Annotated in this window: 23 protein-coding genes and 2 pseudogenes; 4 read left to right on the plus strand and 21 right to left on the minus strand. The window is 40.6% G+C overall.

All coding sequences use genetic code 11. From position 1 onward, the window contains the following. Positions 1–246: 246 nt before the first annotated feature. From HT703_RS02865 to nrdR, 17 genes and pseudogenes are all read right to left on the minus strand, one after another. Positions 247–1227, minus strand: a complete 981-nt coding sequence (locus HT703_RS02865) for an acetylxylan esterase (protein ID WP_000795134.1) — start codon at positions 1225–1227, stop codon at positions 247–249. Between the two features lie 316 nt (positions 1228–1543). Beyond that, complete coding sequence (gene recG / locus HT703_RS02870; RefSeq protein ID WP_001048779.1) at positions 1544–3559, minus strand: ATP-dependent DNA helicase RecG; 2016 nt, start codon at positions 3557–3559, stop codon at positions 1544–1546. A gap of 18 nt (positions 3560–3577) precedes the next feature. Continuing rightward, the gene (gene alr / locus HT703_RS02875; RefSeq protein WP_000648056.1) at positions 3578–4681 is read right to left on the minus strand and encodes an alanine racemase; all 1104 of its coding nucleotides are present in this window, start codon (positions 4679–4681) and stop codon (positions 3578–3580) included. Then, complete coding sequence (acpS, locus tag HT703_RS02880) at positions 4671–5033, minus strand: holo-ACP synthase (RefSeq protein WP_000634996.1); 363 nt, start codon at positions 5031–5033, stop codon at positions 4671–4673. The genes alr and acpS overlap by 11 nt, the downstream gene beginning before the upstream one ends. Before the next feature lie 44 nt (positions 5034–5077). After that, positions 5078–6109 carry a 3-deoxy-7-phosphoheptulonate synthase gene (locus HT703_RS02885; protein WP_000864063.1) on the minus strand — a complete coding sequence of 344 codons (1032 nt, stop codon included), beginning with the start codon at positions 6107–6109 and terminating at the stop codon, positions 5078–5080. Between the two features lies 1 nt (position 6110). Beyond that, on the minus strand, positions 6111–7142 hold the full coding sequence (locus tag HT703_RS02890; protein WP_000232198.1) for a 3-deoxy-7-phosphoheptulonate synthase: 1032 nt from the start codon (positions 7140–7142) through the stop codon (positions 6111–6113). A gap of 80 nt (positions 7143–7222) precedes the next feature. Continuing rightward, on the minus strand, positions 7223–9736 hold the full coding sequence (gene secA / locus HT703_RS02895; RefSeq protein ID WP_001274079.1) for a preprotein translocase subunit SecA: 2514 nt from the start codon (positions 9734–9736) through the stop codon (positions 7223–7225). A 145-nt stretch (positions 9737–9881) separates the two neighbouring features. Further along, positions 9882–10194: pseudogene (locus HT703_RS02900) on the minus strand (hypothetical protein). A gap of 10 nt (positions 10195–10204) precedes the next feature. Further along, positions 10205–10855, minus strand: coding sequence for an ABC transporter ATP-binding protein (locus HT703_RS02905; protein WP_001235270.1), 651 nt, complete (start codon positions 10853–10855; stop codon positions 10205–10207). 3 nt (positions 10856–10858) lie between these two features. Then, a complete protein-coding gene (locus HT703_RS02910; RefSeq protein ID WP_007284818.1) occupies positions 10859–11500 on the minus strand; it encodes a hypothetical protein in 642 nt (213 codons plus the stop codon). After that, on the minus strand, positions 11493–12284 hold the full coding sequence (locus tag HT703_RS02915) for a hypothetical protein (RefSeq protein ID WP_000701281.1): 792 nt from the start codon (positions 12282–12284) through the stop codon (positions 11493–11495). The genes HT703_RS02910 and HT703_RS02915 overlap by 8 nt, the downstream gene beginning before the upstream one ends. Positions 12285–12315: 31 nt before the next feature. Beyond that, positions 12316–12651, minus strand: coding sequence for a hypothetical protein (locus HT703_RS11620; protein ID WP_000681324.1), 336 nt, complete (start codon positions 12649–12651; stop codon positions 12316–12318). A gap of 81 nt (positions 12652–12732) precedes the next feature. Continuing rightward, positions 12733–14043 carry a ribosome biogenesis GTPase Der gene (gene der, locus HT703_RS02920; protein WP_001207696.1) on the minus strand — a complete coding sequence of 437 codons (1311 nt, stop codon included), beginning with the start codon at positions 14041–14043 and terminating at the stop codon, positions 12733–12735. Between the two features lie 13 nt (positions 14044–14056). After that, entirely contained in the window at positions 14057–14770 is a 714-nt protein-coding gene (locus HT703_RS02925; protein ID WP_023935676.1) for an NADPH-dependent oxidoreductase, read from the minus strand. After that, positions 14767–15663, minus strand: a complete 897-nt coding sequence (dnaI, locus tag HT703_RS02930; protein WP_088814777.1) for a primosomal protein DnaI — start codon at positions 15661–15663, stop codon at positions 14767–14769. Before dnaI ends, HT703_RS02925 begins: the two co-directional genes overlap by 4 nt. Beyond that, positions 15664–16833, minus strand: a complete 1170-nt coding sequence (locus tag HT703_RS02935) for a replication initiation and membrane attachment family protein (RefSeq protein WP_172923196.1) — start codon at positions 16831–16833, stop codon at positions 15664–15666. Further along, positions 16834–17307 carry a transcriptional regulator NrdR gene (gene nrdR, locus HT703_RS02940; protein WP_001203672.1) on the minus strand — a complete coding sequence of 158 codons (474 nt, stop codon included), beginning with the start codon at positions 17305–17307 and terminating at the stop codon, positions 16834–16836. A gap of 139 nt (positions 17308–17446) precedes the next feature. Between nrdR and HT703_RS02945 the strand changes: the two genes are divergently transcribed. Genes HT703_RS02945 through HT703_RS02955 form a run of 3 tightly spaced genes read left to right on the plus strand, consistent with a single transcriptional unit; the run spans position 17447 to position 19296 of the window. Then, positions 17447–17812 carry a GntR family transcriptional regulator gene (locus HT703_RS02945; RefSeq protein WP_016398878.1) on the plus strand — a complete coding sequence of 122 codons (366 nt, stop codon included), beginning with the start codon at positions 17447–17449 and terminating at the stop codon, positions 17810–17812. A gap of 4 nt (positions 17813–17816) precedes the next feature. Further along, positions 17817–18512 carry an ABC transporter ATP-binding protein gene (locus HT703_RS02950; protein ID WP_000054201.1) on the plus strand — a complete coding sequence of 232 codons (696 nt, stop codon included), beginning with the start codon at positions 17817–17819 and terminating at the stop codon, positions 18510–18512. A gap of 16 nt (positions 18513–18528) precedes the next feature. After that, a complete protein-coding gene (locus HT703_RS02955; RefSeq protein ID WP_172929912.1) occupies positions 18529–19296 on the plus strand; it encodes a hypothetical protein in 768 nt (255 codons plus the stop codon). Positions 19297–19524: 228 nt separating this feature from the next. On the opposite strand, the gene HT703_RS02960 is transcribed toward HT703_RS02955, so the two are convergent. Beyond that, positions 19525–19833 carry a hypothetical protein gene (locus tag HT703_RS02960; protein WP_240148190.1) on the minus strand — a complete coding sequence of 103 codons (309 nt, stop codon included), beginning with the start codon at positions 19831–19833 and terminating at the stop codon, positions 19525–19527. 44 nt (positions 19834–19877) lie between these two features. Between HT703_RS02960 and HT703_RS02965 the strand changes: the two are divergent. Beyond that, positions 19878–20126: pseudogene (locus tag HT703_RS02965) on the plus strand (hypothetical protein); the annotation flags it as partial. Between the two features lie 264 nt (positions 20127–20390). Here HT703_RS02965 and HT703_RS02970 read toward each other — a convergent pair. From HT703_RS02970 to HT703_RS02980, 3 genes are read right to left on the minus strand one after another with little or no spacing between them, the layout of a single operon-like run. After that, a complete protein-coding gene (locus HT703_RS02970) occupies positions 20391–21155 on the minus strand; it encodes an ABC transporter permease (protein WP_000475591.1) in 765 nt (254 codons plus the stop codon). Continuing rightward, on the minus strand, positions 21148–21918 hold the full coding sequence (locus tag HT703_RS02975) for an ABC transporter ATP-binding protein (protein WP_000966495.1): 771 nt from the start codon (positions 21916–21918) through the stop codon (positions 21148–21150). Before HT703_RS02975 ends, HT703_RS02970 begins: the two co-directional genes overlap by 8 nt. Beyond that, positions 21888–23000: a ThiF family adenylyltransferase gene (locus HT703_RS02980; protein WP_001052926.1), complete on the minus strand. Its 1113-nt coding sequence runs from the start codon at positions 22998–23000 to the stop codon at positions 21888–21890. The genes HT703_RS02975 and HT703_RS02980 overlap by 31 nt, the downstream gene beginning before the upstream one ends. Positions 23001–23089: the final 89 nt, after the last annotated feature.

Raw genomic sequence — 23089 nt, forward strand, 5'->3', positions numbered from 1 at the left:
TGGTTTGAAGAGATTTTTGGAAAGTATTAACACCTACAGACAAGCCTGACGATAGCAAGAACTACCCTACTCGATAGGTATCGGCTTTTGCTTTCTGAAAAAAATTATTTTAAGCAATTTGACAAAGCTAGCAACAAAAAATTCTATAAATATTTCCATGATAAAACGCATAGTATCAAGTCTTCTTAATCCCCTGATACTATGCGTGTTTGTGATTTTTAAGATTTTGTGCCTAGAGTCGACTCCTTATTTTAGATATTTGAAAGGAATCTCACTCCCACAGAGCCAGTTATAAACATGGTCATTGACAAAAACATTCATGGCTTCGTGGGCATACTCAGGCATGATGCGATAAGCCTTATCGCAGATCAAACGATTGTAAATCGCAAACTGGGTAATGGGATAGCAAACATCGTCGTCCAAGCCCGTAATCATCTTAACCTCACCTTGGATACGATGGGCAAGATTTTTGACATCGATATAGGCAAGGGTCGCCATGATTTCCTCCTCTGTTTCATGAAAAGGATCGTGGAACTTGAAATAACGGAAAAGTTCATCATAAGCCTCACTAGTATTGCCAATCTCAATCACCCGTCTGAAGTCTGACAAGAAGGGATAGATGGAAACTGTTTTCTGAATTCGAGGATTGAGCGCTGCTGCAACCAAAGCTAGAGCACCACCTTGAGAGGCACCATAGCTAGAAAGACGCTTCTCATCTACCTCAGGCAGATTAGCAATAATTTCAACCAACTGGTAAATATCCAGATAAACATCCTTATAAAAGAGGTGATCCCGACCCTCCACAGCACCACGGATAATATGTCCCTTAACCGTATTTCCTAGAGGAGAACGCAAACCGTCTTGTGAATAGCCCGACTGGCCTCGAACATCCATGGAAACAACACCGTAACCAGCTACGGTGAAGCCCAGCATGTCGGCCCAATCCCAGCCACGTCCCATATAACCATGAAAATGGAAGATTAGTGGAACCTTCTCCTCACTCTTTGGAAGAACAATGCGTGCATAAACCTTTCCTTCCTTGCTTCCTTCAAATGTTAACTCATAGCACTTGACTTGAGGAATGTGGAAATCTCTTTCCTCCAAGTGGTAGGATGGAGGTGTGGAAACATTTTTCACTTCCCCATCCCAGAAAGCATCAAAGTCTTCCGGAACCTCATCCCTTCCTCTATAGGTCTTAATTTCTTCTAGCAAAGCTGGATTTTTCATAGCATGCTCCTTTTATTTTGTAATCGTTACCACAACTGTAGCATATCTATGTAATCAATGCAAGAAAGAAGGGTAAATAGAAAGTGAATTTAGATTCTTTACTTTTAGGATGATGGGCTAAAAGTAGTTTTAGAAACGAAAAAAGAGCATTTCGCTCTCTCTTCTGTTTATACTAGTTTTTTGCTTCTTTCTTTTGAAAAGTGCTTGGGTAATTTACTTTAATCGTTACTGTCATATGAGAGTCCTCGTTTCTTTTTGATGACTCTAGTATAAGGGCCAAACCTGAAAGCTAGCTTAAGTTTTCCTTAGAGAAAGCTTAATCCAGATGTTCTTTCTTTTCCAGATGAAAGGCAATCATGCGCCACTCTGGATCCTCTTGCCAGCCTTCAATAGAACTAATGTAACTAGCAACTTTTCTAGCTTCTTCTAAAATCGGAAAATCCTCGATAATATCAGCCACTTGGAACTCTGGAAGCCCTGACTGTCTGGTTCCAAAAATCTCACCAGAACCACGCATTTTCAAATCTTCCTCCGCAAGGACAAAACCATTGGTGGTTTCTGTCATGATGCGCATGCGGTCTTTCCCAGAATCCGTCTTGGGATTGGCAACAAGAACAGCATAGGACTGCTTGTCCCCCCGACCCACACGACCTCTGAGCTGGTGAAGCTGACTAAGCCCGAAGCGATCGGCATCCATGATAATCATGACAGTCGCATTTGGAACATTGACCCCAACCTCGATAACCGTTGTTGAAACTAGAATATCTGTTTTTCTCTCCTTGAAATCCTGCATGATCTGGTCTTTTTCGTCACTCTTCATCTTACCATGTAGAAGAGCCACTTCTGCCTTACCTGCAAAATGAGCCGTCAACTCCTCTGATAAGGCAATGGCATTTTTCAAATCCAGAGCTTCTGATTCTTCAATCAAGGGAGAGATGACATAGGCTTGAGAACCTTTTTGAATTTCCCCCTCTAACCAAGTCAAGACCTGAGGTAAGTGCTCATGCTTGATCCAGCGTGTCACAATAGGCTTCCGACCTGCTGGCATCTGGTCGATAATGGAAACATCCATATCTCCGAAGGCTGTGATGGCCAGCGTCCGTGGAATGGGAGTCGCCGTCATCATGAGGACATCTGGATTGTCGCCTTTTTCCCGTAAAATACGCCTTTGCCCCACACCAAAACGGTGCTGTTCATCGATGATAATCAAGCCAAGGCGAGCATAATCCACTCCATCCTGAATCAGAGCGTGGGTTCCGATAATCAAATCAGCCTCACCCTTGGCAATGGTCTCCAAGACTTCTCTCTTTTCTGCAGCTTTTAAGGAACCTGTCAATAGAGCCAGTTTCAAGTCTGGAAAAAGGTTCTGTAAACTCTCAAAATGTTGCTCTGCGAGAATTTCTGTTGGTACCATGAGGGCTGATTGGTAGCCAGCTGTCACTGCCGCAAACATAGCCAAGCCAGCGACCACCGTTTTTCCGCTCCCCACATCCCCTTGCAAGAGACGATTCATGTGGTGATCCGACTTCATGTCTGTCAAAATTTCCTGTAAACTCTTTTCTTGAGCTGGGGTCAAGGAAAAAGGTAGATTTTCTTTAACTACTGTCACTTTTTCCTGAGACCAATTCAGAACCAGACCACTTCCCTGAACTCTATTTTCAGACTTGAGCGTCTGCAATTGCATTTGAAAATAAAAGAGTTCCTCAAATTTGATACGGCGAAGAGCCTGCTTGTATTCTGCCAAATCCTTGGGGAAATGCATGGCACGAACAGCCTGACAACGGGACATGAGTTTGTATTTGTCCAGCAAAGACTGGGGAAGATTTTCCTCAATCAAGAGTTCCAGTCCCTGATCAAAGGCTGTCTTGATAACTTTGACCAGACTGGCCTGACTGATTCCCTGAGCCAAGCGATAGACAGGTTGGAGATCATCTTCCACCTGAGCCAGGACCTTCATCCCAGTCAGACTAGCCTTGGCACGGTCCCATTTTCCAAAGACAGCAAGAGTTGCTCCCAACTCTATCTTATCAGCCAGATAGGGCTGGTTAAAGAAGTTCACCGCAAAAACGACTTCTCCCTGCTTGAGGCTAAAGCGCAGACGATTGCGCTTGAAACCATAATACTGGACACTGGCAGGAGTCACTACTTGTCCAGACAGAACTGCCTTTTCTCCGTCTTCCAGCTCCAGCACTTGCTTGGTTTTGAAATCTTCATATCTGAAAGGAAAGTAAAGCAAGAGGTCTTGCAAGTTTTCAATTCCTAGTTTGGCGTATTTTTCTGCTGACTTTGGTCCCACACCAGGTAAGACATGCAAGGGTTGATGTAGATTCATGCTCCACTCCTTTCTTTTCTAATCATATTCTCTCGGAATGCGGTCGCTGAGAAGACAAACCACCTCATAGTTAATAGTCCCACGGTAGGACGCTACCTGAGTTGCAGTGATTTCCTTATCCCCATTGGAGCCAATCAAGGTTACCTTGGTTCCGAGTGGGTAAGGCTTAGGCAATCGAATAGTGATTTGGTCCATCGAAACCCTGCCGACAATTGGGCAAGCTTGGCCATCTACCAAGACAGAGAAATTTTCCATGTCTCTTGTCCATCCATCTGCATAGCCGATTGGCACGGTCGCGATGACCTGCTCGCTATCTGCCTGATAGGTCGCCCCGTAGCCCATGCAAGCTCCAGCTGAAACTGTCTTGACATGAACCAGAGCAGACTCCAAGGTCAAGGCTGGAATCAAGTCATAGGGTAAATCCAAGACCTCTCCGCTAGGATTGAGACCATACATGGCATCTCCCATACGAACCGCATTGAAAATAGTCTCTACATGCCAAAGAGTCGTTGCAGAATTGCTAGCATGAACCAGCTCTGGAAGACCTTTCATACTTGATAGAATGGTTTTAAACCGTTCCAACTGGGCATTAAAATAGTCATCTGATTCCTCATCAGCAGTCGCAAAGTGGGTAAAGATTCCTTCAACACGAACACCGTGTTGTTGGAGCAAGTCTTGAGCCTGATCAGCCTCACTAGCCTCTCTAAAACCAATCCGTCCCATCCCTGAGTCAATCTTGAGGTGGACAGTCAAGCCAGTTAAATCTGCTTCCTTATCTAAGAGTGCTTGAATCCACTCCAATCCAGCCACTGTCAAGGTGATGTCATATTCTTTAGCTAGAGTAACAGCTTCTAGCTCAGAAACTCCTAAAATAAGGATTTTCTTGCTGAGTCCAGCTTGTCTGAGTTCAATAGCTTCATCAATATTGGAAACGCAAAAGCCATCGACATCATCTTGAATCGCATTGGCAACAGCTACTGCCCCATGCCCATAGGCATTGGCTTTGACCACTGCCCACTTGAGTGTCCCCTCAGGGATATGAGCCCCCATTTGCTGAATATTGTGTCGAATAGCTCCCAGATGAATCAGAGCCTTGGTTGGTCTATGCGGACTAGCTTTCATGATTTTCCTCCAAAATGACACTGGCTGTCACAAACTGATCGGTATGGCTGATAGATAGCCAAATTTTTCCTGAAAATGGTGACTGACTAAAATAAGGCGCCCCGCGTTCATTGTTTAAGACTTCTAAATCCTGAAAACCGAGCTTGCCAATTCCCGTTCCCATGGCCTTGGAAAAGGCTTCTTTAGCCGACCAGCGACCAGCCAAATATTCGATTTGCCTGCGCCCTTTAAGACTGTTAAACCGTTCCATTTCCTTGGCTGTCAGCACGCGCTTGGCAAAGCCTTCATGTCGTGCAGCCGCTCTTTCTATCGAAGCCAATTCTTCGATGTCAATTCCGTGTCCAACTATCATTCTCATCAAAAGGAGTTGAGATTCCCCAACTCCATCCTTTTCACTTATTCTGCCAAGGTAGCATAGATTTCTTCTACCAAAGCCTCTGTATTTTCCCAACCTAGGCAAGGATCTGTAATAGAGCAGCCAAAGACCTCTGGTTGGTTTTGACGACCATCTGCTAGGTAAGATTCAATCATAAATCCTCGAACTGTCTTTTTAATTTTCTCATTCCAATCACGATTTTGCAAGGTCTGGCGAACAATTCGAATCTGCTCCATATACTGCTTGCCTGAGTTATCATGGTTGGTATCAATGAGGATAAAGGGATTTTCAAGTCCCATGGTTTCATAGCGTTCAATGGCTTGGAGTAGGTTTTCATAGTAGTAATTCGGCATATAATTGCCATACTCGTTAACTGCTCCACGGAGGATGACATGGGACAAAGGATTACCTGAAGTCTCAACTTCCTGCCCATGATAAAGGAAGGTTTGCTTATTTTGAGCAGCATAGATGGCGTTAAACATAACACCCAAATTTCCTGAGGTTGGATTTTTCATCCCTACTGGTGCATCAATCCCAGAAGCCACAAAGCGGTGCTCTTGGTCTTCCACAGAACGAGCTCCAACAGCATGGTAGCTGACCAAGTCATCCACCAAGATTAGATTTGACGGATAAAGCATCTCATCTGCCGTCGTCAAACCAGTCTCTGTAATCACTCGGTAGTGCAACTGGCGCACAGCCTGCAAACCGTTAATCAGGCTTGGAGCCTTAGAAGTGTCTGGCTGGTGAACCAACCCTTTATAGCCGTCTCCGTTGGTACGAGGCTTAGCAGTATAAACGCGCATAACCATGAAAATCTTGTCCGCTACCTTCTTTTGCAAGGCTGACAAGCGGCGGGCATATTCCAAGACAGCTTCTTCATTATCAGAAGAGCAAGGACCAATTACCAAAAGGAGACGGTCATCTTCCCCTGAAATAATGTCTGCCAATTCCCTGTCACGGCTTTCCTTGAGTCTCAAGGCTTCCGCAGACAATTGGGTTTCAGCCTTAATGACTTCCATATCGATTTCTTGACCTTTTTCAATAAATGCCATCTTATTCTCCTAACGTTTTGTAAATTTCTCTGACAAGAGCTTCTGTGTTATCCCAACCCAAGCAAGGGTCTGTGATAGACTTACCAAATACTTCTGGCTCATTTTGTCGACCATCTTCCAGATAAGACTCAATCATAAAACCACGAACGAACTGCTTAATTTTTTCATTCCAAGCACGGTTAATCAAGGTCTGGCGGACAATTCGGATCTGTTCCATATACTGCTTACCAGAATTGTCATGATTGGTATCAATGATGATAAAAGGATTTTCCAAGCCCATTTTCTCATACTGGGCAATGGTCTCAATTAAATTGTCATAATAGTAGTTGGGAATATTGTTACCATACTCATTAAGAGCACCACGAAGAATAGCGTGTGAAAGCGGGTTCCCAGTTGTTTCTACTTCTTTTCCTAAGAAAAGGAAACTTTGTTTGTTTTGAGCAGCATAAATCCCATTAAACATGACATTGAGATTTCCAGAGGTTGGATTTTTAAAACCAGTAGAAAATCCTGCCCCACTTGCCACAAAGCGGTGTTGCTGGTCTTCAACTGAACGGGCACCAACTGCCATGTAAGAAATCAAATCATCTACAAGCGGAAGGTTTTCAGGATAAAGCATTTCATCAGCAGTTGTCATCCCTGTTTCTGTGATGACACGATAGTGAAGATGGCGAACGGCTTTGATTCCATTGATAAGACTAGGCGCTTCTGTCGCGTTAGGCTGGTGAATCAAGCCCTTATAGCCATCTCCGTTGGTACGGGGTTTGGCAGTATAAACACGCATAACCATAAAGATACGATCTGCCACTTCTTCTTGTAGGACTGCCAAACGCTTAGCGTATTCAAGGACAGCTTCTTCGTTGTCAGATGAGCACGGACCGATTACCAAGAGAATCCGCTGGTCTTCTCCACGCATGATGGCTTCTAGCTCTTGATCGCGCTGTGATTTTCTCTCCAAAGCTTGGCCTTCTAATTTTGATAAGGCACGAACTTCTTCGATATTTATTTTAGGACTTTTTGCTGTAAATACCATAAGTCATCTCCTTATAAAGCAAACGGATACCAAGTAAAAATTTACTTTTCACAAGATATCCGCCTCTAAACTATCTCATTTTATTGTCTTTTACCGTGACAATTTTTAAACTTCTTACCAGAACCACATGGGCAAAGTTGATTGCGTCCAATCTGGCTCAAATCCAAATCTTCTGGCATACTTGCTTGGTGAGCAGCGATATTGCGAGTCGCTGTTGTACTGATATGGCGTTCTGCCTGTGGTCTTTCTTGTTCATGAATTTGTGCTTTCATCATCAAGCGTGTCACATCAAACTCAATCGAACCAATCATATCATTAAACATACGGAAACCTTCTGCCTGATACTCAACAACAGGGTTGTTCTGAGCATAACCACGAAGTCCAACCGCGTTACGCAATTGATCAAGGGCATCGATATGATCTGTCCACTTGTTATCCACCACTCGTAGAATCAAAACTTTTTGGAATTCTTTAACTGCTTCTTCATCGCGTAGTTTTGAAACCTGACTATCATAAACCTTCAAGGCACGTTGGAAAAGCTCTTCCTTGATGGCCTTATCAGACAAGCCTGACAAATCTTCCATCGTAATAGAATCTTCTGGAAGCAAGTTGTACTTAGCAAAGTTCAAAATTGCTTCAAGTTTTTCATCTTGTTTGGCACGCGCATGACCATCGACGACACGTTCAATCGTGCGTTTGTGCATAGCCTGAATTTCAGGTGCCAAGTCACGGTCTGCAGTGATGACATCGTAACGTTGAGCATAGATAATCTCACGTTGTTCACGCATGACATCGTCGTATTGAAGGACTTGTTTACGGGTATCGTAGTTATTTCCTTCGACACGTTTCTGAGCTGCCTCAACCTGACGCGTCAACATACGAGACTCAATGGCCTCTTCAGACATATTCAAGCGTTCAAATATGCCTTTCAAGCGTTCAGAACCAAAACGTTTCATCAAATCATCTTCAAGAGAGAGGTAGAATTGTGACTCACCTGGATCTCCTTGACGACCTGAACGTCCACGAAGCTGGTTATCGATACGACGACTTTCATGACGTTCTGTACCAATCACACAAAGTCCTCCAAGTTCACGAACACCTTCACCAAGCTTGATGTCGGTACCACGACCCGCCATGTTGGTTGCGATGGTAACGGCACCACGTTGACCAGCATTCATGATGATTTGGGCTTCTCTATAGTGATTTTTGGCATTCAAGACTTCGTGAGGAACACCAGCTGCGACCAATTTCTTAGAAATGTAGTCACTAGTTTCAACCGCTACTGTACCAACCAAGACAGGCTGACCCTTTTGGTAACGAGCCTTAACGTCTTCGACAACCGCTTTAAACTTAGATTCGATACTTGCATAAAGAAGGTCTGAGTGGTCAATCCGTTGAACAGGACGGTTTGTTGGGATTGGAATAACACGAATGTTGTAGATTTCACGGAATTCTTCTTCCTCAGTCTTACCTGTCCCCGTCATACCAGACAATTTCTTGTACATACGGAAAAGGTTTTGATACGTGATTGAGGCAGATGTCTTGGTTTCATCCTGGATTGGCACACCTTCTTTGGCTTCAATAGCTTGGTGCAAGCCATCAGAATAACGACGACCTTCCATGGTACGACCTGTAAATTGGTCGACAATCAAGATTTCTTGCTCTTCGCTCACCACATAGTCAATATCGAGAAGCATGATGTAGTTGGCACGAAGGGCATTATCGATAAAGTGAGTAAGAGCTACGTTTTCGATGTCATAGAGATTTTCAAGCTTGAAGTAGCTTTCAGCCTTGTCAATCCCTGAATCAGACAAACCAATAGTCTTAGACTGCACATCGATGATGTAGTCGTCTTTGTCCAAAGATTTTACATAGTGGTCTGCCATATGGTAGAGCTGACTGGTTTCAACTGCATTAGCACCTGATACGATCAAAGGTGTACGGGCCTCGTCAATCAAGATAGAGTCAACCTCATCGACCAAGGCATAGTTAAGCGGACGTTGTACCATGTTTTCAGCACGAACGACCATGTTATCACGTAGGTAGTCAAATCCGATTTCTGAGTTGGTTGAGTAGGTAATGTCACACTCATAGGCTTCTTTTTTCTCCATTGGAGATTTGGCAGCCAAGTTAATCCCTACTGACAAACCAAGCCATGAGTACAATTCACCCATCTCAGTCGCGTCACGTTCTGATAGGTATTCGTTAACCGTAACTACGTGAACCCCTTTGCCTGAAAGGGCATTGAGGTATACCGGCATAGTCGCAGTCAAGGTTTTCCCTTCCCCTGTACGCATCTCTGGCACGTCACCATGGTGAAGAACGATTCCCCCCATGACCTGAACCTTATATGGGAAGAGACCTAGGACACGTTTGGCACCCTCACGGACAACCGCAAATGCTTCATAAAGCAATGAATCCAGCGATTCTCCATTTTGATAACGTTCTTTAAATTCAACTGTTTTTGCTTTTAGTTGGTCATCAGTCAAAGCAGCCATTTGGTCTTCGTATTTGAAAACCTTGTCAGCCATCTTTTCCAGACGACGGATTTCTCCTTTATCATTTTCGATAATTGTTTTTAAAATATTAGCCATGTTTTTCCTTACTTTAAATTCCGAATATTTTAGAATGTTCTTTTAATTTTAGCACAATTACTGATTATTTTCAAGGAAGAATCCCCATTTTGAAAAGGAAAAAGAGGCTAGTTTTCAAGCTAACCTCTCTGACTTTTATGATACTTTAATTGCCAAGAATCGGCAAAATGGCAAATAGGATAAATAGATTTATCCAAAAAGAAAGACAACAGATAAGTCCAAAAAGAAAGACAACAGATAAGTCCAAAAACAAAGAGACTGACTTTCTTGGACAGCAAGGCCATCAAAATGGACAGAATTCCAAAAACTAGTAAAACTTTCTGCATGATTAAGAGATTGATAGATATTCCCAGAACTGGTTTATCCCAAGGAAGAAAGAAGAAAGCCAGCCAGATCAGCAGAACTAAACCAATATAGACCTTAGAATAGCGTGTAATAAATGATTTTAGATGTGCCATAAGCCACCTCCTAAGCTTGTATATCTTTTGAATACTGTATATGCCCATTTTCGACAACTAATACATCTGTACAAAGGTCTGAAATATCTTCCGATATGTGTGATGTCAGGATAACCAGACCATTTTCTTTTTTAAGGTAAGATAAAATGACCTGTTTGGTTAACCTCACACTCTTCTCATCCAAAGCATTCATGGGTTCATCGAGAAAGAGTATAGATGGTTCGGCAATAAAGGCTTGAATCAAAGCCATTTTTTGTTTCGTTCCTAAGGATAAATGACGGTACTCAACGTCTTCAAATTCCTGTAAATCATAATATTGGATCCAATCGGCAATTCTTTTTTCCGTAACTTTAGATGAAAAATACCTCAACAATTCCAAATTTTCTCTAAGGGATAAATGAGATAAAAACTCGACTTTTTCAATTAAAACCCCTGCATCCTGAATATAATGATTTTTTATCCCGTAGACTTCCCCATCTTGAAGAACTTTTCCTTTGTCAAGCTTAATATAACCAGCAAGTGCCTTTAAAAGAACCGTCTTGCCAGATCCATTATCACCTTTAAGGCCATAAATTTTTCCTGATTGAAAGACCAGATTTAACTCATTTAAAATAGGTCTTTTCCCATAAATTTTCTGTCCATTTATAATTTCAAGTCTCATCGTTTATCCTTTCTTAAATTTCTCTTCCAAGCGACTAACAATCAAGATAACTAATAAACTTAAGAGTCCTAAATACACTGTTACAATATGATCCATCATCCATTCTTGTCCCACAAATGCTAAAAAATAGAGAAAAAAGGAAAAACCAGCGCCCGCACTAATCAGTGCTATCAGATAAGACAGTAGCAAGTACAACATCATTAACTGAGCAAGTAAAAAGAAAAGTACGACTGTTTTGAAATGAATTCCTAGAGGAAGTAAACCAAGGAACCAGACAAATAAATCTTGAGTAAAAAATTTAGAGATGACAACCAATCGTTTCCTTGTATAATCGAAAAAGGAGCTTGATTGATAGCGAATCAAGTGATGGTAATGGTCTGCCAAATCAGTTTCAAGCAAAATAACAGAGAGCCATCCTACCATGAAAAGCGAAAGGTTTAACAAGAGTTTGGGGATTTCTAAATTCACTTCAGAATAGTCATTATAGGAAAAGATTGAAATCAATTCTCTCTTGAAAAAGAGAAAAACATCCTGCTTTTGAACCGCTGTTGACAATAGATAGTTTATCAAAATCATCATCAGAACTATACGAAGTAGTAAAACGATCTTTCTCTTTAGCAAAATATTGTTAAAATTCTTAAACATTATCTTCATATTTTTCAAGCACCATATAGGGGACAATATAAAGGATATAAGGAGTAAAGAGTTTCATCAAACTGACATCCCCATAGCTAGCTTGCATCAAACTCGTCATAGGAACCATATAGTAAGGCAAGGCACTATAGAGTAACATAGAACCAAGCCAAAGAAACATCAAATAGGCAATTGCCGAACGAGTCACATTCCCTAAATAATCAACTATTTTTAAAAAATAGACTGCATTGATGAAAATACCGATTAGTAGGACACAAGTAAAGAACAAATAGCTTGTTATCTCTCCATCTAGGAGCCTTTGTAAACTACTCCCATCAGAAAATAGAGAATTCCATTCAAGAGGAGAAAAAGTCCCAAAGAAATAAGTTAAAATTGCAATTATCAGCACAGTCACTAAATATATCACACAAGGGATACTTGCAACTTGCAAAGTCAACTTTCTTTTTACCCCTTGATAACTCACTTCTCTTCCAATACTCAATCGTAAAACTTTATTTTTCAGCTCAATATATTGAAAACCTAGCAAAACAATGATGATTGGAATAATAAATGATTGATAAAAACCTAGATTGAACTGGAGAATACGAAAATCTAATGCTGATTTTAATAAGTCATTTTTAATTGCTTGTCCATCGAATTTAGCTAGATCGGGCGCATGAATATCAAAAAAGAAATAAGTCATCAAAACATCACGATAAACCAAAGCAAGAAAAAGCAAAGTAAGCAAGACATAAACAAATTTATGCCTTGCCAAAGTTAAGAGAGGAATCTTCATAAGCCACCTCCTATTAAAAAACCGATATAAATCAATGCCTCCCCGCTTTAGACTTCCCTAACTCCTTTCTTAGTCTAAGCATTTTTTTGAAACAAGAATAAGTTAACCTATTCAGACCAATAGCTAGCAGAATAAAAAGAAACCAAATGCCCCATAACTTGATATCTGTCAAATTTCTCAAGACGATATTGAAAAACAGAACTGAAATAACTGTCCAAGCAAGGCTAAAAAGAGCATAGAGGGGGATGTAAAACCAGTAAAAATAGTAAAAAATTGGGAAAAATTTACTTTCTCTATTATCCTTTTCAATCCAATTGAAAAAGTAAAACCAGGGCAATAAGATTATAAATTTAAACAAATGTTTCATCGATACCTCCTTTTTGATAGCGTTTTCTATTATTTTATTATATCAAAAAAATCCGGAACTGTCATTCCAGATTCTACTTTTTTATTTGCGTTTTCTTGCGATGAGATGAATCGGTGTTCCCTCAAAAACAAAGGCCTTGCGGATTTGATTTTCCAAGAAACGCAGGTAAGAAAAGTGCATGAGTTCTTCTTCATTGACAAAGATGACAAAGGTTGGTGGTTTGGTTGCCACTTGGGTCGCATAGAAAATCTTGAGACGTTTTCCTTTGTCTGTCGGTGTTGGGTTGATGGCAATGGCATCCATGATGACATCGTTCAAGACAGCTGATGGAATACGTGTATTTTGACTTTCGCTGATTTGCTTAATCATCTCAGGAAGTTTGTGGAGACGTTGCTTGGTTAAAGCTGATACAAAGATAATCGGTGCGTAAGGCAGGTATTGGAACTGCTCACGGATATCTTCTTCCCAGTTTTTCATAGTGTGGTTATCTTTTTCAAGCGTATCCCACTTGTTGACCACGATAATCATCCCTTTACCAGCTTCATGAGCAAATCCAGCGATACGCTTGTCGTATTCACGAATCCCCTCTTCCGCATTGATGACCATTAAGACCACATCTGAACGGTCAATAGCACGCATGGCACGCATGACAGAGTACTTCTCAGTATTTTCATAAACCTTACCAGACTTACGCATACCAGCCGTATCAATCATGGTAAACTCTTGACCATCTGTATCTGTAAAGTGGGTATCAATAGCGTCACGAGTTGTTCCAGCAACAGGACTGGCAATGACACGGTCTTCTCCCAAGATAGCATTAATCAAGCTTGATTTTCCAACGTTAGGACGACCAATCAAGCTAAACTTAATGACATCTGGATTTTCTTCTTCATATTCATTTGGAAGGTTTTCCACAATCGCATCTAGTACATCCCCTGTACCGATACCATGGACAGATGAGATAGGCAGTGGTTCACCCAAACCGAGGGCATAGAAATCATAGATATCATTTCGCATCTCAGGGTTGTCCACCTTGTTAACTGCGAGGATAACTGGTTTGTGGGTCTTATAAAGCTTACGGGCTACGTATTCGTCCGCATCGGTAATTCCTTCCTTACCAGACACGACAAAGACGATAACATCGGCTTCTTCCATGGCAATTTCTGCCTGGTGCTTGATTTGTTCCATGAAAGGAGCATCGACATCATCGATTCCTCCTGTATCAATCATGCTAAAGGAACGATTGAGCCACTCACCCGTTGCATAGATACGGTCACGTGTCACTCCTTCGACATCCTCTACAATGGAGATTCGCTCACCAGCGATCCGATTAAATAGGGTTGATTTCCCAACATTGGGACGTCCTACAATGGCAATAGTTGGTAGGGCCATAATTTCTCACTTTCTACAATAATTTCTTCTGTTCAAGATTTTTTCTAGTTGAGCTTGGTTCAGCTTGACCAAACTGTTCTGCTAGGCGCTGACTCCAGCTTGTGGTCGCACGCGCCCCAGCATAGTCAGCCTGTACACGGTCATAAGCCTCAATCACATCAACTGTTTGTTCCTGATATTCTTCCTCAAACACCACTTGATTCAATGGCAAGCGAGGTTTAACTTCATGTTCTTGATTTGGCACACCCAGTGCCATCCCAAAAACAGGATAGGTGTAGTCAGGCAGGTTAAAGAGCTCTGCCACTTCTTCTGATTTGTAACGCACCAAGCCAATAATGACACCACCATAGCCCAAGCTTTCAGCTGCCAGCAGGGCATTTTGACCAGCAAGAGCCGCATCGACTGAACTAATCAAGAGACCTTCTACACCTTGGGGTTGGAATGAATCGGTATGAAGCTGGGCTCCCTTTTCTGCTCGGTTCAAGTCTCCGACAAAGAGAAGGAAAACAGCAGACTGGCGAATAGCTTCTTGAGGTACCAATTCATACAGAGCATCTTTCTTTTCTTGACTTCGTACCACAATCACAGAGTAGGATTGGAAATTCTTCCAAGATGATGCCATCTGGGCTGCTGTCAAAATCTCATTTAAGTCTACTTGGGGAATTTCTTGCTCTTTAAACCTGCGCACTGAAGTATGAGCCTTCATCAATTTAATGGTTTCTGTCATCGACGGTTTACTCCTTCTAAACGAGTCTCCTCAGCCAAATAACGGATGCGTTCCATGACCCGTCTGGCTTCCCAGGTTTCGTCATTTCCATGTTTCACTTTCGCAAAATGCTTCTCCAAATCTTCAAAGTTGAAGTTGGATGTGAAAAAGGTCGGTAAATTTTCCTGCATCCTATATTGGAGAATGACCTGCAGGATTTCGTCACGCACCCAAACGGTTGATTGCTCGGCGCCAATATCATCTAAAATCAGGACCTCAGACAGCTTAATCTCATCCACCAAGGTCTTAACATTGCCATCACTGATAGCATTTTTGACATCAATGACAAAGCTAGGATAGTGGAGGAGAGTTGATGAAACACCACGTTTTTCTGATAAATCATGAGCTAAGGCCGCCACCATGAAACTTTTACCCACACCAAAGTCTCCATATAAGTAAAGACCTTTTCGAATAGCTGGATATTGCTCCACGAAGGCTAGTAGCTTTTCAAAAACTGGTAAGCGCCCCAAATCATCCAAGTCAACTTGAGCCAAACTAGCTTTCTTGAGACTGGCTGGTAGATTGATTAGCTTGAGACGGTTCTTAATAGCCGCTTCTTTTTCAGCCGCGATTAGCTCAGGAGTTTCTTCATAAGAAACATCCGCATAGCCATGATTCATAACCAAAATCGGCTTGTAGCCTTTGGCAATATAATCCGTATCACCACGGAGAAACTTGTCGCGCTCGGTGATGTACTGATTAAACTTGGAGATACTGCGATTTAATTCCTCTGGAGTCAAGGATTCTTGCTGGATAAAGGCCGCAACATCAGGGTCCTTCATGATTTTCTGGACCAAATCTTGATAATAAAAACGGCTGGGTTGACGTTTGAGTACGTCTCCGACACTTTCCATCTAATCTCCTCCTTTTTCTAATCGAGCTAATAGTTCTTGCTTCTTACGTTCTAGTTCCAGACGAGTTTCCTCGCTGGTTTCATTCTTATATTCAGGATTACTCCATTTAGGAACATTGGTTTTTACTGGGGCAGTCTGATTCTGTTTTTGTGTTTTTGCTTTCTGCCCTCGCTCACGGATGCGCAAGACTGCCTCTTCTGCCGAATGAATCTTTTGATAGGCATAATCATTAGCCACCTTCATGGCATATTTCTCATTGATGTTTGCCGAATCCACCTTATTAAAGGTCAATAAGAGAATGATATTAATGACTTCGTCCAGCAAGCCCAAGCCAGCCATCTGTTGCAAGAGTTCTCTTTCTGTTTGGGTAATGGTTCCCTTGCGTGTTTGCTTGATTTCTGCCAAGAACTGCAGGGCAGTTTTACTTTTGGCTTCTTTGATAATGGTTGTTTCCTTAAGACTAAAGTCAGAGGAAACTGGTTTTTGAGCAATTTTTTCACGCATGCGTTTGGTTGAAATAACCTGAGAAACAGCTGTTGACTTGGCCAATTGATAGGTTTCAAACCAAGTCCATTTCTTCTCCTCGGCAATAGCAAAGAGGTTTAAGACATCGGACTGCTCATCCGCAAAACGAAGTCCATCTCGAGCCATCAGCTGGCGAAAATGTTCCAAGTCAAAATCATTGGCCACTTTCTTCTTGAGACCAAGGTCTTCTTGACTGCCTAGTTCTGCCAATTCTGGAAAGACTTGATTGAGTGAGACAGGTATTTCTTCACCATCAGCACTTTCAACTTTCAAATCCTCCACAGCTACATCGCCAATCTTTTTCTCTAAGAGTCTGCGATAAACAGGATGCCCCAAGAAGTCTTGACTAGATAGAGGAGCATGGAGGGCTAGCTGATAAACATCCCCCTTTTGATAGAGAGTCAAGAGATTAGAAGCAGATAAGATTTTCAATGATTTTATCAGTCTATCCATCCCAAAGTTGAGATGATTGAGGATACTTGAAAAAAGATATTCCTTTCTACCATTATCCCAAAAACTAATCGTATAAAGATAAAGGCTCAGTGCCTCCTGACCGATAATCGGGAGGTAGCACTGTACCAGAGATGAGGTATCTTGCGACACCCGATTATTCTTTAGATAAGAAAAACGGTCAATTGGCTTCATTTATCTTTCCTTTTTCTTTTTAGAGGACTGGGTGATTTGTTGGAGCAAGCTCTCTAACTCACTGACATCCTTAAAACTACGATAGACACTAGCAAAACGTACATAGGTAATCTCGTCCAATTCAGCCAACTCCTCCATGACGAGTGAACCAATGTCCTCACTTTGAATTTCATTTTCATTTCGACCACGGAGTTTCTGTTCGATACGATTGACTACCATGTTGATTTCATCACTTGACACAGGACGTTTCTGGGCTGAGCGGATAATCCCATTAAAGATTTTATCTCTGGAGAATTGTTCCCGTGTGCCATCTTTTTTAACAACCACTAAGGTTCTTTCTTCTACTCGTTCGTAAGTTGTAAAACGGTGTTGGCATTCGTCGCACTCACGTCTTCTACGAATGGTGTTCCCTTCTTCTGCTTGGCGACTATCGATAACACTTGACTTGGTAGCCCCACATTTTGGACAACGCATCCTTTCCCTCCTTATCGTTTTCTTTTCATTATACCATTTTTTAAGCGATTCCCAAAACAATTCTTCTTTTTGCTTGACAAGTTTTTTGTTTTGTTGTATTATTTAATTAAGACAAAAGAATAAGAGAAAGGAGACTAAGATGTCCTGGACATTTGACAACAAAAAACCCATCTATTTACAGATTATGGAGAAAATCAAACTTCAGATTGTTTCCCATACACTGGAACCCAATCAACAACTTCCAACCGTGAGGGAGCTAGCTAGCGAGGCTAGTGTCAATCCCAATACCATCCAAAGAGCCTTATCAGACCTTGAACGAGAAGGATTTGTCTACAGCAAGCGAACAACTGGACGATTTGTGACTAAGGATAAGGAGCTAATCGCTCAGTCACGCAAACAATTATCAGAAGAAGAATTGGAACACTTCGTTTCCTCCATGACCCATTTTGGCTATGAAAAAGAAGAACTACCAGGCGTAGTCAGTGATTATATTAAAGGAGTTTAAGCCTATGTCATTACTAGCATTTGAAAATGTATCCAAATCATATGGAGCAACACCAGCCCTTGAAAATGTTTCTCTTGACATTCCAGCTGGAAAAATTGTCGGCCTTCTTGGGCCAAACGGCTCAGGAAAAACAACCCTGATTAAACTAATTAATGGCCTCTTACAACCAGATCAAGGACGTGTCCTCATCAACGACATGGACCCAAGCCCAGCAACCAAGGCCGTTGTAGCTTATTTGCCTGATACGACCTATCTCAATGAGCAAATGAAGGTCAAAGAAGCCCTAACCTACTTCAAGACCTTCTATAAAGATTTCAATCTTGAACGCGCTCATCATCTACTTGCAGACCTGGGCATTGATGAAAATAGTCGTCTCAAGAAACTATCAAAAGGAAACAAAGAAAAGGTTCAACTGATTTTGGTTATGAGCCGTGATGCTCGTCTCTATGTTTTGGATGAACCCATTGGCGGGGTGGATCCAGCAGCCCGTGCTTATATCCTCAATACCATTATCAACAACTACTCACCAACTTCTACCGTTTTGATTTCTACCCACTTGATTTCTGATATCGAGCCAATCTTGGATGAAATTGTCTTCCTAAAAGACGGAAAAGTCGTCCGTCAAGGAAATGTAGATGATATTCGCTACGAGTCAGGTGAATCCATTGACCAACTCTTCCGTCAGGAATTTAAGGCCTAAGCAAAGGAGATTATTTATGTTTTGGAATTTAGTTCACTACGAATTTAAAAATGTTAACAAGTGGTATTTAGCCCTCTACGCAGCCGTGCTAGTCCTTTCTGCCCTCATCGGAATACAGACACAAGGCTTTAAAAATCTACCTTACCAAGAAAGTCAGGCTACTATGCTACTTTTTCTAGCTACAGTCTTTGGCGGCTTGATAATTACACTGGGGATTTCAACTCTTTTCTTGATTATCAAACGCTTCAAAGGTAGTGTCTATGACCGCCAAGGCTATCTGACTTTGACCTTGCCAGTTTCTGAGCACTATATCATCACAGCTAAATTAGTCGGAGCCTTCATCTGGTCTATACTTAGCTCGGCTGTACTGGCTCTAAGTACTTTTCTTATTGTGACTATAACGGTTCCAGAATGGATGTCACATTATGACTGGTTCCCACTTGTAGGAACATACCTTCCTCAACTCTCTCTTGTGGGGTTATCCCTCCTACTAAATACCATTTCCAGTATCCTCTGCATCTACTTGGCTATTTCCATTGGACAACTGTTCAATGAATATCGTACAGCACTTGCTGTTGTAGCCTACATTGGTATCCAAGTCGTCATTGGCTTTATTGAAGTTTTCTTCAATACCAGTACTAACTTCTATGTCAATTCACTTGCAGGATTTAATGATAATTTCTACATGGGAGCAAGCGTAGGCATTGTTGAAGAACTCATATTCATAGCTATCTTTTACCTCGGAACCTACTACATCTTGAGAAACAAGGTTAATTTGCAATAATTTTAAAATCAAAAAGGATAACATCTCATCACAGAGAGGCTATCCTTTTTGATTTTATCTCATTTTCCGTCTAACTTTATCTTACAGACGAATCCTTCTAACCAATTAATACTCTTCGAAAATCTCTTCAAACTACATCAGCTTCACCTTGCCGTANNNTTCTATCCACAACCTCAAAGCAGTGCTTTGGGCAAGCTGCGGCTAGCTTCCTAGTTTGCTCTTTGATTTTCATTGAGTATAAATGGTAAAATCTGATTTAAAGGTCTTGTTTAATTTCTCTATTGTGACACTATCATTATATTCCTTACATATTCTCATAGCTTTGGAACATTCTTTTTTGCCTAACTCTACTTGATTCGTTTTTATGAGATAAATACCTTTTAAAAAAAGCAAATAAGTCTTTTCAAAATAATATCCTTGTCTGGTCAGTAAATTTTCTAAATCATCTATAAAAAATTGAGCGCTATCTAACAAATTATTTTTTAATAATAATTCTAAATTAAATAAATATAAAGGAATTACTCTATGTGTTCCCATATCTGTTTTTAAAAAATGTCGTGTTTTCTTGATTACAGCTCTATAAGGAGCATATCTATTATGCACCCCCCTATGTCTCTTGGGAAAGGGGAACTAATGAGAATCACAATAGGCTCATTCGGAGATGGTTACCTAAAGGAACTAAGAAAACGACTCCCAAAGAAGTCGCATTCATCGAAAATTGGATTAATAACTATCCTAAAAAACACTTGAACTACAAGTCCCCCAGAGAAGACTTCTTGATGGAGAACTTGAAATTTGGCAATGAAATAAAGACTATACAAATTGATTAGGGAATTTAAAACATAGTAGATTGAAACTAGAATAGTACACCTCTACTTCTAAAACATTCTTAGAAATCGATTTGACTGTCCTGATCGATTTATCCTGTTCTTATTTCATTTCACTATAATTTCTAACAATATTTTAAAAACTGAACCGTACTATTTCAACTTCAATACATTACAATATTGATAGGCACAGTTCCCATACCTGTCCAAATTCGAATAACGTTTAGTATAAATTAGAATATGACTACAACATCACAAATAATTAGACTATCTATAATATCTACGATGTAACATATACATAGGAAGCACCGTTATCAAGAGCGCCAAGGCTATCAACCAGATAAGATGAAGATACAAACCTGTCACCTCACCTCCCCATATAATACGAATCATGCAGGTAGCGTGATACAAGGGAGAAAACCAAGTCAAATCACCAAGTATTGGGGGCAAGGAAGTAATGGGAAAGAAGGTATCTGAAAACATATAAAGAGGACGGATTACCAAAACATTGTAGTAATTCAGAAATTCCCTAGACGGTGCCAAGTAGGTAAAGATTAGTCCTAAAACACCAAACAAATAACCCACTATAAATAAAATCAGAGGAATCAATAACATCAAGACATGAAAATGCGCTGTGATAAGCATGGAAATCAGCCAAAAAATCCCACCGAAAATCACTGCACGAATACCTGCCCAGATAGCCTGACCCACCACAATATCACTCGTATTGATTGGCGTCATCAACATAGCATCATAAGTCTTTTCAATCTTATACTGGATAAAGGCATTGACCGTTGTTTCTGCGGTGGCCGCAGACATGGCAGTCGCAGCAATTAAACCTGTAATGACAAAATCACGGTAGAGCATACCGTTAACATGCGTCAAGTAGGCACCAACTCCAAATCCCATTGCTAAAAGATAAAAGAGGGGGTCGATAAGGTTGGGGACAATTGAAATTTTAAATAAATTTCTAAAACTCATGTAGTTGCGTACCACAACGTGTCCGATGGACTGAAATGATAACTTAAACATGCAAGTCCTCCTTCTCTGTCCCAGTCAACCCCAAAAAAAGCGTCTCAAGGTTGTCAGCATCATACTTGATGAGCAAGTCTTCTACAGTTCCTTCTTCTTTGATAGTCCCTTGGTGGAGCATCAGCACCCTATCTGTCAAATATTCAATCTCATTCATATAGTGGGAAGTAATAATGATAGAAACACCTAATTCCTTCAACTCCAAAAGTTTATCCCAAATAATATTGCGGGATTGAATGTCTAAACCAACTGTCGGTTCATCTAAAATGATAATATCAGGCCGATTGATGAGAGCTCTTGCCAAGACAAGACGTCGTCGCATCCCACCCGACAGCTGATTCACCATCTTTTGCGCATGTTTGCTCAGTTGAACAAAATCCAAGAGAGAATCGATTCTCTTCCTAAGTTCGACAGATGAGATACCATAACATAGACCGTGAGCAAAAAGATTATCATAAACATTCAAGGTCATGTCCAGCATATCCTCCTGCCCTACAATACCCAGACAAGATTTACTCTTACGACGATTGGTTTCAATATTTTGCCCCAAGATATCAATCTCTCCTGAGGAAATTGAGGTCAGTGAGTAAATCATCTTTAAAGTGGATGTTTTGCCAGCACCGTTGATTCCCAAGATACCCAAACACTCTCCTTCTCCCAATTCAAAGCTAATTCCCTTGACAGCTTCATAAGAACCATATTGCTTTTTTAGATTTTTAACACTTAACTTCTTCACTCTTTCTTTCCCCCACAAATAGAGCATGTTGGATACTTTGTTAATTCATCAAAATGTTGTTCGAATGTTATAAAGTCAATTGAGAATCTTTTATTAAATGTTAGCAATGCTTCGTATCCCCAAAAAATATATCTTAAAATTTCAAACGAAATAAAATACCCTTGAAATAGATAAGCAGGACCTAAAGCACCATTCGGAGTTCTGAACATCTCTAGTTCCAATGAATTTGTCATTGTACGAACGGTCTCCAACTCTTCAGCATACTCAGGAATTTTTTCCAAATCCTCTAAAAACTGACAGTAATAGCACGCTGCTTTATACGGAATAATTGAATATACTTTCCCATTTTTCTTACCAACCACAGCAGACAGACATAATTTATTGTATTGAACACAGGCTTCATTGACCCAAAAATCAATATAGCCTGTTGGATAATCTGCAACATTTACTACGATATCACATTTTGAAGTTTTTATTAACTCATCGACATCCTCTTTTGAACCTATCTCTTTATCAAGTACCTCAAATTCAATTAAAGGATTAAACTTTCTAAGCGACTCTTTTGCAGCCTCTACTTTTCTTTTTCCAATATCAGATGTCGAATACAAAATTTGTCTATTGAGATTACTAGCTTCGACCGTATCAAAATCAACTGCTGTAATATGCCCTATACCTAATTCAGCCAATGCTAGACAGATATTACTTCCTATACCGCCAATACCTAAGAGCAAAATACGCGTCTTTTTTAATTTTAACTGATAATCATATTTTGTTAAAGATAATGTATCTAAAGTATTAAAAAAGTTAAGATTTACGGAATATCTGTCCAATTCTTCTGAAGTTAATTCAGTTGTAGTAACAAAATTATCCTCCAAATACCCTAGTGTATCTAGTAAAGAAATACTTTCTTCTACATCATTAGAAGACAAGTTATCAACTAAACTACAAATTTCATTGATTGTGTATTGTCCATTGAGGAGCTTAATGAGCTGAGTATACTTCTCATCCAGATTCTCAATCTCAATACCATAATCTTTTCCTATACCTAATCTAATTTTATCCTTTAAAAATAGGACACTATGAATATCTTTAATTTTAGGTAAATTCAATTCTATTTCCTCCTAAAATAGACAAAAGGAATGGAAAAATCCATTCACTTTTGAAAAAATGTTGAGAATGTAATCTTAAGATTAACGTC

Source organism: Streptococcus sp. 3874 (assembly GCF_013276425.1).
GTDB classification, from domain to species: Bacteria; Bacillota; Bacilli; order Lactobacillales; family Streptococcaceae; genus Streptococcus; species Streptococcus pseudopneumoniae.